The organism is Olivibacter ginsenosidimutans, assembly GCF_039542865.1.
Classification (GTDB): Bacteria; Bacteroidota; Bacteroidia; order Sphingobacteriales; family Sphingobacteriaceae; genus Olivibacter; species Olivibacter ginsenosidimutans.
In genome coordinates, this window is sequence record NZ_BAABIQ010000030.1 from 1 (window position 1) to 14,574 (window position 14,574).

Genomic DNA, 14,574 nt, shown 5'->3' on the forward strand with positions numbered 1-14,574 from the left:
TTCAGACATGACCATGCTATCGACATTAAACAGAAAAACAGCGATCAAGTGAAACCAAGCATGTTTTGTAAGAACATTGGGAATTTAACCGGACAACAATGATATATTATGAAGAAGATTCCAAAACATTAAAGTATGTTATCACTAACAACACGAGTATGACATCTGCTTTTTATCATGCCTTGCCTTCTTACGATTCAGGAGGGCCGATGAGTAATTTCTATCAAACCTACATTTTTTCGGAAAAATTAGATACAGATAAGTTAAAAAAAGATGAAAAGAAGTAGATGTTTTTTATCGATAGCTATTTGTCTATTCCTTGTTTCATGTTTTGGCGATGAGTTTGAGAGTAAGAAAATACTTGGCAATTATTATTTAACAACCACAGATGGCTTTCAAAATAACATTTATATAGACTTTAAATTGGAAACCGGAAATTTTGTAGGTGTGGTACCATCTTGTGTTTTTTCCGTTGGATGTAGTAAAAAATATATTATTGCCAAACAACATCCTTTTAGTTATCCTGCAAATATTGATAGTAGTCTGACAAATTATTATATATTACATGTTCATAAAAAAACATTAGTACCAGACTCAGGTGTTTTAGGACCTTTAAATCTGAAAGAATTTCAATTTAAAAAAAAAGAATTACGAATAGAAGATGTTGAATTCTCAATGACAATAAGATAGATATTAAAGGATATTATTTTTAATTTCAGAAAGCGCCATTACGATGGTGATTGGCAAGTAGAAAGGTGTGGAGCCGATGCTGGAAAGCTATGCTTCATATTCTCCGTACAACTATGCATTGAACGATCCCATTAGCAAGCTGGATCCGAATGGTATGTGGGTAGAAAGTAAGGATAGGTGGTCAACTTCTGATCCGACTGAAATAGCTGATTTTCTACAAGAAAAGGAAGCAAATGCTAGTGAGCAAGATGATCCGAATAAGAAGAGAGGAGAAAAAAGCAATGGAATTCAGTTTTGGGATGGATTTGTTGCTGGACTTGAAGATCTGGCTAAAGGATTAGCACCGATACGGCCTTTAGAAGAGGGTGAACCTAAGACGATTGGGGAGGTATGGAATACTTTCAAAGAAGTCCCAGATAATATTTATGATATTTATTCAAACGGCTCACTAGAAGAGAAAACTAGGTTGACAACAGGTTTGTTGGGATTGTTAAGAGGAAAGAAGTCTAATATCCCAAATGTTGCTATAAAAGGAGCAGCAAATGGTAGCAAGTTATTATACTTTGGTAAAATTGCCGTAAGCAGAGAACATTTCCACCGTGTAATAAAAAAGAATATCTTGAGTAATGTTGGGGATTTTGTGAAAAAAGTAGGTAATAATCCGGATGTTAAAGTTGTTGGAGACAAAATTCAACTAACAGGAACAGGCCCATTCAAAGGTAAAACATTTCAAACAAATCTAAAGGCAACTGATTATTTAAAATAGTATGGCTAGTTATTATGAATTGCAAATAAGATGTAATATTGATGAAAAGCAAAAAATTGAAAACATCTTAGGTATCTCTAGTCGAGAGTATCAATCAGATTGGTATCAAATAATAGAGGAAGGTTCTTCTGATTTTCTTCATGCGTTAGATAAATTTACTTCAACAATAGAAGGGAATTTAAGTGAATTGAAGAGCTTAGGAATAAAGGAAGAACAAATAAGTTTTTGGTATATGTATGAATATGAACAACAATGTAATATGGAATTTGATCCAAATATTATGAAAAGAATGGGTGATATCGGAGTAACATTGTGCATCAGTTGCTGGGAGAAATAAATCCTCTAACATCAATCTTAGTTTATTGCAAAGCCAGCCTCACGGATATGTTCGTAATATGTTGGGTAGTGGAAAATCTATAGGTTGGGTTTATCGTTGAAAAATAGTCTGGTAAAAACGTAAAATATCTGGTGAAAGAAAATGTCAATACATGAATAGAATGATATAATAAGCGTCCTTTGCAATGGTTAGTTCTATTTTCTAAAAAACTCGTTCCTAGGAATTATTTATCTCTTGCGATAATGTTAAAAAAACAGCACACTTAATCCAAGTTTATTCATTTAAAAGTAAAGGCTTGTTTTATTTTATCAAAATAACGACAAAACAACTTATATAATTTCCGGTTTAGCTATGTTTGTAAGGTAACCAAAAAGTAATCCTATGCTCAACTTACCTCATGCTATAAAAATACCTGTTTTCATGATGGCGCTTTTGGTCACCTGCGCTAAACCTGCTTCGGCTCAAAATCGGGTGGTAACTTACCTAAACAAAAGGATGGAGGTCGTGGCCGAGAAAGACAGCGCGATGTATATCCGGTTATTAAGCCCCGGAGATAGTGCTTCCGCAATCCTTTGTTTCTTCTAAATGCCTTATATTTGCTCACCGACGATAACGAAATAACTATGCAACAGGATAACGGACTTCGCTCACTATTGGAGGCACTCGATTTAGATGAAGCTTGCGAACAATTATTGGAAATAGCGGAAACGAATAAGGTTGAACAACTAACGGATATCCAGCAAGTATTTGACCTGATCAGCGATATTGGTCGGCTATTTGATGTGTCGGCTAAAGCAGAAACCTTGCGGGAAAATATGGAAGAACGCATTCATATCGTTATCCATAAATTGAAATTTATTGCCACAGATCAACGCCCAAGAGTTGCACTAATACAAAACGGACATAACTTGCTTCGTAATCATTATTTGGATACCCTGATCAAAACGGCAGGTGGACGAATAGTTAATCCTGATGAAGCGGATGCGGGATTGTTGATCTTTTTGGCGGAAGGTATGTACCAGCTGTTAGGCGAACTCCCTGTACTGCTCGATCAGCCACAATGGAAAACGAGTGCGGCTGTTGAGAAAAATAACGTATTTCTCGTTGAACATAGCCAACACTTACAAGGAAACCTCTTACACGCAGCTGATGATGTTGAACTATTGGCTCAACTCCTATACCCGCAATATTTTGTGTTCAGCGAAAGTGGAGCATCGTGGATGAAGTTTGAACTTTAATCAGTTGCGAGTTGCCAGTTATGCGTTGCGAGTCTTGCCTCTATCGAAATAGGATGTTTAATCTTGCTCACAACGCGTAACTCATAACGCACAACTACTTGACTAACTTCTTATACTTAATCCGTTTAGGCGCTACATCTCCTAAGCGTTTTTTCCGGTTTTCTTCGTATTCCGTATAGTTGCCTTCGAAAAAATAAACCTGGGAATCACCTTCAAAGGCTAAGATATGCGTGCAGATCCGATCGAGGAACCAACGATCGTGTGAGATGATCACCGCACAGCCACCAAAATTTTCCAAACCTTCTTCCAAGGCTCTAAGGGTATTGACATCAATATCATTGGTGGGCTCATCCAGTAAAAGAACATTGGAACTTTTCTTTAAGGTGATGGCTAAATGTACACGGTTCCGTTCTCCGCCAGAAAGTACATTAACTTTTTTCTGCTGATCGGCCCCATTAAAATTGAATTTGGAGACGTAGGCTCTGGAATTAACCGTGCGGTTACCTAAAACCATATTATCAAGCCCACCGGTAATGTTTTCCCAGACCGTCTTGTTCGGGTCAAGGTCGTCATGCAGTTGATCGACATAGCCCAAAGCAACAGTTTCGCCTACACGGAACGAACCAGCATCCGGTTGCTCCTGTCCGGTGATTAACCGGAATAAAGTTGTTTTTCCCGCGCCATTTGGTCCAATAATACCCACAATGCCTGCTGGGGGTAAAGAAAAGGTGAGATGCTCGAAGAGCACCCGATCGCCGTATGCCTTTGTTACTCCTTGTGCTTCGATCACGACATTGCCTAAGCGTGGGCCGGGAGGGATGAAGAGCTCTAAGCGATCTTCGTGTTCCTTAGTTTCTTCCGAAGCCAGCTTTTCATAATTGGATAAACGTGCCTTGGATTTTGCATGCCTGGCTTTTGGCGCCATGCGTACCCACTCTAATTCACGCTCCAGTGTTTTTTGTCGTTTACTTTCGGTTTTTTCTTCCTGTGCCAAACGTTTCGCTTTTTGATCTAACCAAGATGAATAATTACCCTTCCAAGGAATGCCTTCCCCACGATCAAGTTCTAAGATCCATCCAGCAACGTTATCTAGAAAATAGCGATCGTGCGTCACGGCAATGACGGTTCCCTTATATTGTTGTAGATGTTGTTCCAGCCAATCGATGGATTCAGCATCGAGGTGGTTGGTGGGTTCATCTAAGAGCAAAACATCGGGTTCTTGCAATAAAAGCCGACATAATGCCACACGACGGCGCTCTCCTCCTGACAAATTGGCAATTAACGCATCAGGCTCGGGGCAACGTAAGGCATCCATGGCCCGCTCTAATTTGGTATCCAATTCCCATGCTCCCGAAGCATCAATTTTATCTTGCAATTCGCCTTGCCTTTGCATCAATTTATCCATTTCATCGGGATTCTCGTATACTTCCGGCAATCCAAATTTTTCGTTAATGGCTTCATATTCATCCAATATGGCTTTGGTTTCAGCAACCCCTTCTTCTACCACTTCCTTAACGGTTTTTTTAAGATCTAATTCGGGTTCTTGAGCTAAATAACCCACAGAATAGCCTGGAGAAAAGACGACTTCACCTTGATAGGATTTATCTAAACCGGCAATAATTTTAAGTAAAGATGATTTTCCGGAACCATTTAAGCCGATAACGCCAATTTTGGCACCGTAAAAGAACGATAAATAAATATTTTTTAGTACCTGTTTTTGAGGCGGGTAAATCTTATTTACACCGGCCATCGAAAAGATAACTTTCTCGTCTGACATATGCTTAATAAAAATATCCAGCAAAGATGGTGATAATTGGTCATAAACGCGTAACTTTAAGTATTCGAATTACTGACAGGCATGGCGTAAAGATGAAATGGCGTAATTGTTGATAAAAGTTACAGAACGCGCTGGATGTTTAATTAATAATTTTATACATTTAGCACATTAAAAGAAAGGTAAATACATTCATGGAAGCAAAATTCTCGCCACGCGTAAAAGACGTTATCTCCTATAGCAGGGAAGAAGCGCTTCGACTTGGACACGATTATATCGGCACCGAGCATCTCTTGCTAGGCCTGATCCGCGAGGGAGATGGTTTAGCAATCAAAATATTAAAGCATGTTGGGGTGGATACGGCACGTTTGCGGCGCTCCATTGAGGAGGCTGTGAAAGGTACCTCATCAACCACTGCAAATCTGGGCAATATCCCCTTAACGAAACAAGCAGAAAAGGTATTGAAAATCACCTACTTGGAAGCTAAAATATTTAAAAGCGAAATCATTGGAACAGAACATTTGCTGCTTTCTATTTTGCGGGATGAAGATAATATCGCATCGCAGATTCTTCAGCAATTCCACATCAATTACGATGTGTTTAAGGCGGAAGTAGAGCAAAATAAAACAGAAATTACGGATCAAGCCTCTGGCTCTACTGCTGGAGATGATGATTATCGTGATGAAGATAGTTTCAGTCAACCGAAGAAAGTTTCTGACATTAAATCAAAAACACCTGTACTAGACAATTTTGGTAGGGATTTAACCAAAGCTGCCGAGGAAGGGCGTCTAGATCCAATCGTAGGACGTGAAAAAGAGATTGAACGCGTATCTCAGATTCTTTCACGTCGTAAAAAGAACAACCCGATCTTAATCGGTGAGCCTGGAGTGGGTAAATCGGCTATTGCGGAGGGCTTGGCCTTACGTATTGTACAGCGCAAAGTTTCCCGTGTGCTCTTTAATAAACGGGTAGTAACGCTTGATTTGGCTTCGCTGGTAGCGGGTACAAAATACCGAGGCCAATTTGAAGAACGCATGAAAGCGGTCATGAACGAGCTGGAAAAATCTCCTGATGTGATCTTATTTATTGATGAAATCCATACCATTGTAGGTGCTGGAGGGGCTTCGGGGTCTTTGGATGCGTCGAACATGTTCAAACCAGCCTTAGCCCGTGGAGAAATTCAATGTATTGGTGCTACTACATTGGATGAGTACCGCCAATATATTGAAAAGGATGGCGCCTTGGACCGTCGTTTCCAAAAGGTGATGATTGAGCCAGCAACGCATGAGGAAACGATTGAGATCTTAAATCGGATTAAAGATAAATACGAAGAACATCATGCGGTAACCTATACATCGGAAGCCATTGAAGCTTGTGTGGGTTTAACAACCCGTTATATTACCGATAGGTTCTTACCTGACAAGGCTATTGACGCGTTGGATGAGGCAGGTTCGCGCGTACATTTGACCAATATTCACGTACCACAAAGTATCATTGATATCGAAGAGAAAATCGAGGATATCAAAGTAGAAAAGAATAAAGTGGTGCGTAGTCAGAAATATGAAGAGGCGGCTAAGCTTCGCGATACCGAGAAGAAATTATTGGAAGAGCTGGATCGTGAAAAGCAAGCTTGGGAAGCGGAAACGAAGACTAAACGGTATACCGTGACCGAAGATGATGTAGCACAGGTGGTCTCCATGATGACCGGTATTCCGGTACAACGTGTAGGCCAAACCGATAGCCAAAAGCTGTTGAATATGGCCGATTCGATGAAAGGACGGATTATCGGGCAAGATGATGCAGTGAAAAAACTGGTGAAGGCTATTCAGCGTACCCGGGCAGGGTTGAAGGATCCAAAAAAGCCGATAGGCTCTTTTATCTTCCTAGGCCCAACAGGTGTAGGTAAGACGGAGCTGGCGAAAGAACTGGCGCGCTTTATGTTTGATAGTGAAGATTCGCTGATCCAGATCGATATGAGTGAATACATGGAGAAATTTGCGGTATCTCGTTTGGTGGGAGCGCCTCCAGGATATGTGGGTTATGAAGAAGGTGGACAGTTGACAGAGAAAGTGCGTAGGAAACCTTATGCCGTAGTGTTATTGGATGAAATTGAAAAAGCACATCCTGATGTATTCAACTTGTTATTGCAAGTATTGGATGAAGGGCAATTAACCGACAGTTTGGGAAGGCGGGTAGATTTCCGGAATACCATCGTGATTATGACCTCTAATATCGGAGCCCGCCAGTTGAAGGACTTCGGGCAGGGTGTTGGATTTACGACCACAGCGAAAGCCACCCAAGCGGAAACGCATTCGCGCAGTGTCATTGAAAATGCACTAAAACGCGCTTTTGCACCTGAGTTCTTGAATCGGGTAGATGATGTAATTGTCTTTAACGCTTTAGGAAAAGAAGAGATATTCAAGATTATCGATATTGAATTGAAGTCTTTATTTGATCGGATCCAAGGTTTGGGTTACACGGTGAACTTGACCGACGGAGCGAAAGAGTTCATTGCAGAGAAAGGATTTGATAGCAATTTTGGTGCTCGTCCGTTAAAACGGGCCATTCAGAAATACTTGGAAGATCCTATTGCGGAGGAAATCTTGAAAGGTGATTTGGCCGATGGTGCAATCTTGTCGATTGATTATGACAAAGCGAAGGAAGAGATTGTTGTAAACGGATCGAATAAAACGGCTAATAAAAAGGCTTCAAAACCTACTGATATTGGGAAAGAGCAGGAGGATGAGCAGGATGAACGGGAAAAGAAGGAAGGATAATGTTCATGAGTCAATTTTCTAATTAGCCCATGTGAGGTTAGTATAAATTCAGACGGATAAAAAGAAGGCGTCGCTCATTAAAGCGACGCCTTCTTTGTTATAAATAATTTTCGAGCCTGTCCCGAAATGCACATACGTAACGCACAACTAAAAATGGAGCGGTTATTGCTTAAACCTTTTGGAGTTTTGTTATTCTAATTAGAAGACACAAGACACAAGACACAAGACACAAGACACAAAGCTTGATGAGCAGAAAGCATAAAGCGAAAAGCCATGCGTGCTTAGAAAGATCTTGATACTTTTGTCTTGATACTGAAAATTAATGAATAACGAATAAAACAACCAATAACGCATGAAGAAGTATTTATTTTTAATGATTGCCCTGATAGGCTTAGTAGGAATGAGTGGGTGTAAAAAAGAAGAAATCGTAAATCCGATTAATTCGAGAACAATAAAATTTGATGTTCCTGGAGGTAGCAATAATTGGGGAACTGAGGATAATGGATTGACTTGGTACCAAACATTGGAGTTGCCTGAGCTTGATGATGCATATTTTGATGATGGTTATGTTATTGTGCACTTGAGTTTGATAGACAATGAATATGAAGCTTTGCCAACAACAATTAATCAGGTGGCTTACACCTATAATTATGGGTTTGATGATCAGGGCGGTTATCTGAGAATTTATTGTGAAGCATCAGATGGCAAACACAAGATCAATCCGCCGGAAGATTTGATTTACGGTAAATTGATTTTATCGGATTCTGATCCGATAAATTAGTTGAATTAGGAGGGGATGTTCACAGCAATCACTAAGCTATAAGAGTAACTATAAAAAGTTCTCATTAGTAATGAGAATTATTGTTCATTACTAATGAGAACTTTTTGATTACCGCTGCCTAAAGTTATAAGAAGCTATAAAAGCGAAAAAGCATCTCATCGTTTGAGGTGCTTTTTTATCTAATGATTATTGGGTTACTATCCTTCAATACCGAATTTTTCCATAATGGCGTTGGTTACACCAGTAGAAGAGTATCCGCCATCGTGGTATAAGTTCTGCATGGTAACCATGCGGGTTAAGTCGGAGAATAAGGTAATGCAATAGTCGGCACATTGCTCTGCAGTAGCATTGCCTAATGGTGACATGGCGTCGGCAAAATCAAAGAAGTTGCCAAAACCTTTAATACCTTGTCCGGCTGTTGTTTTAGTCGGCGATTGGGATACCGTATTAATCCGTACTTTTTTGGCAACACCGTAGTGATAACCAAAGCTTCTGGCAATCGACTCTAAAGTAGCCTTAATGTCGGCCATATCATTATAAAAAGAATAGGTACGTTGTGCTGCTGCATACGTTAAGGCAACCACACTACCCCATTCATTAATAGCGTCTAACTTCATCGCTACTTGAAGCATTTTATGCAAGGATAATGCTGATACGTCCATGCCTTTTTGAAAAAAATCGTAATTGGCTTCAGTATAAGGAATATTTTTACGAACATTTACACTCATGCCAATAGAGTGTAGCACGAAATCGATTTTACCACCGAGCAGTTCCTGCGATTGCGTAAAGAGATTAGTTAAATCGTCGATACTGGTTGCATCTGCCGGAATGATCGTTGATCCTGTTTTTTCTGCAAGTCCATTTAATTCACCCATGCGCATTGCAATAGGAGCATTGGTTAACACAAAGGTAGCACCTTCTTCGTGTGCTTTTTCGGCAACTTTCCATGCAATGGAACTGGAGTTTAAAGCACCGGATATAATTCCTCTTTTCCCTTTTAGTAGGTTATAAGCCATATCGATTGTTTTATTGATGTACTTGTTTTAGCGGGCTAAATTACCATTTTTTTAGCGATAATGAAATGCAAGGCATTTACTTAAGTTTTAATAATTCCTGAGCGTGTTGGATGGCAGCATCACCTGGATTACTACCACTTAATAGCTGTGCGAGTTCGGTCACCCGCTCTACCGGATTCAATTGACGCATATGGGTGCGGGTAAGGCCCTGCTCTTCTGTTTTATATACTTGATAATGGGTTTGTCCTTTTGATGCAATCTGAGGAAGATGTGTAATCGCAATTACTTGAAGGTATTGTGCCATGTCTTCCAAAACATTTCCAACTTTTAAGGCAACCTCACCGGAAATACCGGTATCAATTTCGTCAAAAATGATGGTTGGTAAAGCGGAAGTCTGGGCAATGAGGGATTTGATTGCCAGCATTAAGCGGGAGAGTTCGCCCCCGGAAGCTACTTTGTTCAGTGGCTGAGGTTCTTGCCCCTTATTGGCACTGAAGCGAAATTGAATGTTGTCTGTACCGGATGGTCTTAACTGTCCGGTGGACACCAGATCGATTTGCAGGATGCTGTTAGGCATACCAACTTCACGTAAGACGCGAATAACGGCCTCCTGCACGTAGGGGATAGCCTGTTTTCTACTGTTATGGAGTTCTTGGGCTAAGTTTTCACAAGCATCCTTCAATTGGGTATGCTTTTCTTTAAGCTTGGCTAAAGTATCGTCATTACTTGACAGTTTGAGGAGTTTGTTTTCCAGGTCTCGCTGAATAACAAGCAATTCGTCTATGCCCGATACATGGTGTTTTTGTTGCAGTTGAAAGATCAGGCTTAGCCGGTCATTGATTTCTGTTAATCGTTCTTCGTCAAATAGTATACCTTGCTCGATATGGCTGATTTCTTCGGTAAGATCTTTGACCTCGATAAAAACACTTTGTAGTCGTTCGGCAATTTCCTGTAAATTGGGAACGTAACGCTCTACTTGCTGTACCTGTTGAAGCGCTTCTTTTAAAGCACTGATAACGGGTTGCTCTTGTTCGCTGAGTAGGAAGTTGGCTTGGAGTAATGCCCGTTTAATTTCTTCCGCATGACTGAGTTGATTTTGTTCCTGTTCAAGGAGTTCTTGTTCTCCACTGTTTAGTTTGGCTGCGGCTAATTCATCGAATAAAAACTGATGGTAATCGGCCTCTGTTTGTGCCTGTTTAACTTCTTCTTCGAGGGCATGCAGTGCTTGCTCTGTTTGTTTATATTGTTTATAGGTGGATTGATATTGTGTCCGCAAATGGGTGTTTTTGCTGACGCTATCGATCGTCATCAATTGAAAATCTTCGGTATTGATTTCCAGGGTAGCATGCTGTGAATGGATGTCGATTAATCGCTCGCCCAAAGCTTTTAATACGGTTAACGTGACTGGCGTATCGTTAACGAAGGCTCTAGACTTGCCATCAGCACTTATTTCGCGACGTAGAATGGTTTCTTCATCGTAATCCAGATCATGTTCATCAAAAAAAGACTGAAGCTGGTAATCCGCTAGCTGAAAGAAACCTTCAATGATACATTTTCGTTCTTGGTTATAAAAATATTTTCCCTCGGCTCGTTGCCCTAAAATAAGAGAGAGGGCGCCCAAAATAATGGACTTTCCAGCACCTGTTTCCCCCGTCAGAATATTTAAACCTTTCGCTGGTCGTATATCAAGTTGATCGATTAGCGCGTAATTTTTTATCAGTAGTCGACTAAGCATACACCGGTAAAATTAAAAATTAAAAATGAAAAAAGCCGATGATTCCATCGGCTTTCCGTTACTTAAAACGTATAACTTAAACTTGCATTAAGCTATAGGCTATAAGCAATAAGCGTTACCGATTTTATAGCCTTGCAGACTATGCCAATAGCTTAAAGCATACGGCTTATTGCCTATTGCTGAGTTTGGATTAAAACTTAGTCTTCTACCAGCTGAGCATCAACCGATATGGCGGTATTGAGTAGTTTCGATATCGGACAATTCTTTTCTGCATCGGTAACCAGTTCGTCAAATTTTGTTTTATGAATCCCAGGTATTTTAGCGATAATCTTAAGGTAGGAATTCGTGATCGAACCTTCTTTAAGTTCGATGGTACAGGTGGTTTCTAAGCGGTCGGCTTCGTACCCTGCTGAATCAATATTGAATGCTAATTTCATGGTAAAGCAGCCTGCATGTGCCGCCGCTACCAGTTCTTCGGGATTAGTGCCTGTCCCTTCTTCAAAACGTGTCTTATAAGAATAGGCTGTTTCTTTTAATACCTCACTTTGGGTGCTTATTACGCCTTTACCATCTTTTCCTGTGCCATGCCATACGGCCGTTGCATTCCGTTTCATCTGTTTAAATTTTTAATCTGCTATTTATCGTTTATGAACAACAAAGGCTTGTTATTTTTGTTTCGAAAAGGAGGGTAATTATGAAGGCAATAGGGGAATTAATCGTATATTGGAGCACTTAGGTTTTGTTTTACTTATGCATGAACTGAAAAAAAGAATGTGGTTAGGACTTCTACTATTGGGATTGTGCGGGACAAGCTTTGGCCAAAAATTGGATAAAGCGTTTAGAAGTTTCTATACCGGATTTCAACGCAATGTCGCAGCTCAGCGCCTAGACGCACTTCAACAAGTGATTTATTTTCCCTTGCAAACCATGTATTGGATTGATGGAATGAATTCCTTCTCGGATGAAGAGAAGGCTAATGGTTTAATTCAGGCAGACGAATTCGATCAGTATGCGGATACCATTTTCAATGATCAGGTACGTCGTTTAATTCCGGAAACGGACGTGTCACGCATACAGCAGATAGATGTGGAGGCGAGTGGCGACTATTATAAACGTTTAGGGCGTTTGATTGACAAGGGGACAACTTTGTTGGAATTGTACTGCGAATATGGGGGCAACAGCTCGGTAGGGGATCATTATTTTGGATTTGTTTTTGGTAGGGTGCAAGGAGAGTATCGCGTGATGGCTTATTATACTAGTCTAAGAATAAAAAAATAGGTTTTATGAAGTATGCCCTTATTTTGATGTGGTAGAAATCAAGTAAAAAAGAATACAGGTTTTTGTTGATAGGCGTTGAGTCGCTTTTTTGTTATTTTTGTTTTGATTTTTCGATTAACATAATAAAAATGATGAAATTTAAAGACGGTATTCGTGTATTAATATGCGCCACACTGATTATGTCGATGTGGAGTTGCAAAAAGGATGATGGAGGCGCTAGTACTCCTGAAAATGATAAGTATTTGACATGCAAGATTGATGGTGAATATCGCGAATTTAACGCGAAAGTAAATGCCAATGATAAGCCTAGCGAAGAAGTCGTACATTTTGTTGTGGTTGGCGGACATGAAAATGATGATCCCCTGTCTCCGGGATTGGGATTAGAACTATTGGTAGAGGATGGAGGTGCAACAACTACACATTACACTTCGAAGGAGTCGAATCTACATGGTGTTTATTATGAACAAACGGAAAATGGTACATTAAGTTATGACAATGGTTCTGATGATGGTACGGGATTTGAATTGACCATCACCCGCTTGGACGATTGGGGAGTAGCCGGTACGTTCTCGGGTGTCTTGCGCCTGGGTGCTGAGGGTGAGTATATTAAAATAACGGAGGGTAAGTTTTCAGCTCCCTATAACGGGAATGAATAGTTTAGGGTAAAGTGCGAAGCTATTTCTATTTAAAGGTATAATTTGGTACCCTAAAATTAGAAATAGCTTGATTAGCAAAGAGGCATCACCGAAGATAGTAAATGTTTAAAACACCCCCTGAATGATACGTTTTGTAGGTTCTGGGTTACCCATGGTGTAAAAATGCAGCACAGGTGCACCTAAAGCGATTAATGCCTTGCATTGGTGAATCATCCATTCGATACCTACTTCTTTTACGTCTTTTTCGGATTTACAGGCCAGAATAGCTTCACTCAGTTCCAAAGGGATATCCAAATGAAAGACTTTTGGAAGACTGACCAATTGCTTACTGGTCGTAATAGGCTTTAGACCGGGTATAATGGGTATATGAATACCGTTTTGCCGGCATTTAGCAACAAATGCCTGGTATTTGTCTACGTCGAAAAACATTTGTGTTACAATGAAGTCTGCTCCGGCATCCACTTTTTGTTTCAGGTATTTAAAATCCGTTTCCAGATTTGGCGATTCAAAATGTTTTTCGGGATAGCCTGCGATACCGATACAAAAATCCGTTTTTTCGGTATTGTCCATGTAATCGTGAAGGTACTTGCCCTGGTTCATATTGACCACATGTTGCAGCAGCTCGGAGGCATAAGCGTGTCCACCGGGTGTAGGAATAAAAGAACTATCGCTTTTGCGGGCATCGCCACGCAATACCAGTACATTATCTATCCCTAGAAATTGTAGATCGATCAATGCATTTTCGGTTTCTTCTTTCGTGAATCCCCCGCAAATTAAATGCGGTACGGCATCTACTTTGTATCTATTCATGATCGCAGCGCACGTGGCTACGGTACTTGGGCGCTTCCTATAGGCAATCTTTTCCAGTAAACCATTTGGATGTTGCTTGTAAATATAATCTTCCCGGAGATAAGTGACATCAATAAATGGTGGATTGAATTCCATTAACGGATCGATGGTATTGAATATTCCTTGGATGCTTTGCCCTTTAATTGGTGGCAAAAGCTCGAAAGAAAAAAGGGTTTTACCTTTGGCGTTTTTGATATGGTCTGTTATTTTCATTTTAATTTAAGTTGCGTGTTGCGTGTTGTGAGTTGTCAGAGAAAGCTATTGCTTTATGTCTTTTAACTGCTGATAGTAACGGATAAAACCATTTAGTAATTTTCTAGAATTCTGAAGTTGACCAAGTAGTTTGTTTAATAAATTCTTGTCAAAATATTGCAAATCAAAAGAAACGTAAAGTTGGGTTTCTAATTCGTATAGTGACCCTCTTGCTATATAAAAGAATTGAATACTGTCTTTTGCGTAATTTCGTCCACATCCCTCTGCAATATTTGACGGAATAGAGACAGCACTTCGTCTCATCTGATTTACTAATCCGAATATTTCCTCTTTTGGGAAGGCTGCTGTTGCTTGATAAATTTCTTTGGTTAAACCCCTTGCTTGTTTCCAAACCTCTAATTCCGTATAAGATTTTATAGTTTCTTGCATCTTGTAAAGGTAGATAATGGGTCAATTACGCGCAA

The 14,574-nt window shown here is 40.0% G+C and carries 16 protein-coding genes; 10 read left to right on the forward strand and 6 right to left on the reverse strand.

Going from position 1 to position 14,574, the window contains the following annotated elements; all coding sequences use genetic code 11:
• Window positions 1-98 precede the first annotated feature (98 nt).
• The 6 genes from ABD930_RS09730 to ABD930_RS09755 all read left to right on the forward strand — a co-directional run bounded on the left by ABD930_RS09730 (window position 99) and on the right by ABD930_RS09755 (window position 3,031).
• A complete protein-coding gene (locus ABD930_RS09730) occupies window positions 99-287 on the forward strand; it encodes a hypothetical protein (protein ID WP_345231519.1) in 189 nt (62 codons plus the stop codon).
• Entirely contained in the window at window positions 274-690 is a 417-nt protein-coding gene (locus tag ABD930_RS09735; RefSeq protein ID WP_345231520.1) for a DUF3997 domain-containing protein, read from the forward strand. Before ABD930_RS09730 ends, ABD930_RS09735 begins: the two co-directional genes overlap by 14 nt.
• 76 nt (window positions 691-766) lie before the next feature.
• Window positions 767-1,456 carry a hypothetical protein gene (locus ABD930_RS09740; protein WP_345231521.1) on the forward strand — a complete coding sequence of 230 codons (690 nt, stop codon included), beginning with the start codon at window positions 767-769 and terminating at the stop codon, window positions 1,454-1,456.
• Between the two features lies 1 nt (window position 1,457).
• The gene (locus tag ABD930_RS09745; RefSeq protein WP_345231522.1) at window positions 1,458-1,793 is read left to right on the forward strand and encodes a hypothetical protein; all 336 of its coding nucleotides are present in this window, start codon (window positions 1,458-1,460) and stop codon (window positions 1,791-1,793) included.
• 381 nt (window positions 1,794-2,174) lie between these two features.
• Entirely contained in the window at window positions 2,175-2,378 is a 204-nt protein-coding gene (locus ABD930_RS09750; RefSeq protein WP_345231523.1) for a hypothetical protein, read from the forward strand.
• A gap of 38 nt (window positions 2,379-2,416) precedes the next feature.
• Complete coding sequence (locus tag ABD930_RS09755; RefSeq protein ID WP_345231524.1) at window positions 2,417-3,031, forward strand: substrate-binding domain-containing protein; 615 nt, start codon at window positions 2,417-2,419, stop codon at window positions 3,029-3,031.
• A gap of 94 nt (window positions 3,032-3,125) precedes the next feature.
• On the opposite strand, the gene ettA is transcribed toward ABD930_RS09755, so the two are convergent.
• Window positions 3,126-4,808 (reverse strand): energy-dependent translational throttle protein EttA, encoded by a 1,683-nt coding sequence (gene ettA, locus ABD930_RS09760; RefSeq protein WP_345231525.1) that lies wholly within the window; start codon window positions 4,806-4,808, stop codon window positions 3,126-3,128.
• 191 nt (window positions 4,809-4,999) lie between these two features.
• Here ettA and ABD930_RS09765 point away from each other — a divergent pair, with 191 nt between their 5' ends.
• Both ABD930_RS09765 and ABD930_RS09770 read left to right on the forward strand, forming a co-directional pair.
• The gene (locus ABD930_RS09765) at window positions 5,000-7,582 is read left to right on the forward strand and encodes an ATP-dependent Clp protease ATP-binding subunit (protein ID WP_345231526.1); all 2,583 of its coding nucleotides are present in this window, start codon (window positions 5,000-5,002) and stop codon (window positions 7,580-7,582) included.
• A 352-nt stretch (window positions 7,583-7,934) separates the two neighbouring features.
• On the forward strand, window positions 7,935-8,363 hold the full coding sequence (locus ABD930_RS09770; RefSeq protein WP_345231527.1) for a hypothetical protein: 429 nt from the start codon (window positions 7,935-7,937) through the stop codon (window positions 8,361-8,363).
• 197 nt (window positions 8,364-8,560) lie between these two features.
• Here ABD930_RS09770 and ABD930_RS09775 read toward each other — a convergent pair whose 3' ends face one another.
• From ABD930_RS09775 to ABD930_RS09785, 3 genes are all read right to left on the reverse strand, one after another.
• On the reverse strand, window positions 8,561-9,379 hold the full coding sequence (locus tag ABD930_RS09775) for an enoyl-ACP reductase FabI (protein ID WP_345231528.1): 819 nt from the start codon (window positions 9,377-9,379) through the stop codon (window positions 8,561-8,563).
• 76 nt (window positions 9,380-9,455) lie between these two features.
• Window positions 9,456-11,114 carry a DNA repair protein RecN gene (recN, locus tag ABD930_RS09780; protein WP_345231529.1) on the reverse strand — a complete coding sequence of 553 codons (1,659 nt, stop codon included), beginning with the start codon at window positions 11,112-11,114 and terminating at the stop codon, window positions 9,456-9,458.
• A 197-nt stretch (window positions 11,115-11,311) separates the two neighbouring features.
• Window positions 11,312-11,728: an OsmC family peroxiredoxin gene (locus tag ABD930_RS09785; protein WP_345231530.1), complete on the reverse strand. Its 417-nt coding sequence runs from the start codon at window positions 11,726-11,728 to the stop codon at window positions 11,312-11,314.
• A gap of 157 nt (window positions 11,729-11,885) precedes the next feature.
• Here ABD930_RS09785 and ABD930_RS09790 point away from each other — a divergent pair, with 157 nt between their 5' ends.
• Window positions 11,886-12,392 (forward strand): hypothetical protein, encoded by a 507-nt coding sequence (locus ABD930_RS09790; protein ID WP_345231531.1) that lies wholly within the window; start codon window positions 11,886-11,888, stop codon window positions 12,390-12,392.
• A gap of 128 nt (window positions 12,393-12,520) precedes the next feature.
• Window positions 12,521-13,048 (forward strand): hypothetical protein, encoded by a 528-nt coding sequence (locus ABD930_RS09795; RefSeq protein WP_345231532.1) that lies wholly within the window; start codon window positions 12,521-12,523, stop codon window positions 13,046-13,048.
• A 105-nt stretch (window positions 13,049-13,153) separates the two neighbouring features.
• Here ABD930_RS09795 and ABD930_RS09800 read toward each other — a convergent pair whose 3' ends face one another.
• Both ABD930_RS09800 and ABD930_RS09805 read right to left on the reverse strand, forming a co-directional pair.
• Window positions 13,154-14,110 (reverse strand): methylenetetrahydrofolate reductase, encoded by a 957-nt coding sequence (locus tag ABD930_RS09800; RefSeq protein ID WP_345231533.1) that lies wholly within the window; start codon window positions 14,108-14,110, stop codon window positions 13,154-13,156.
• 45 nt (window positions 14,111-14,155) lie between these two features.
• Complete coding sequence (locus tag ABD930_RS09805) at window positions 14,156-14,539, reverse strand: four helix bundle protein (RefSeq protein WP_345231534.1); 384 nt, start codon at window positions 14,537-14,539, stop codon at window positions 14,156-14,158.
• Window positions 14,540-14,574: the final 35 nt, after the last annotated feature.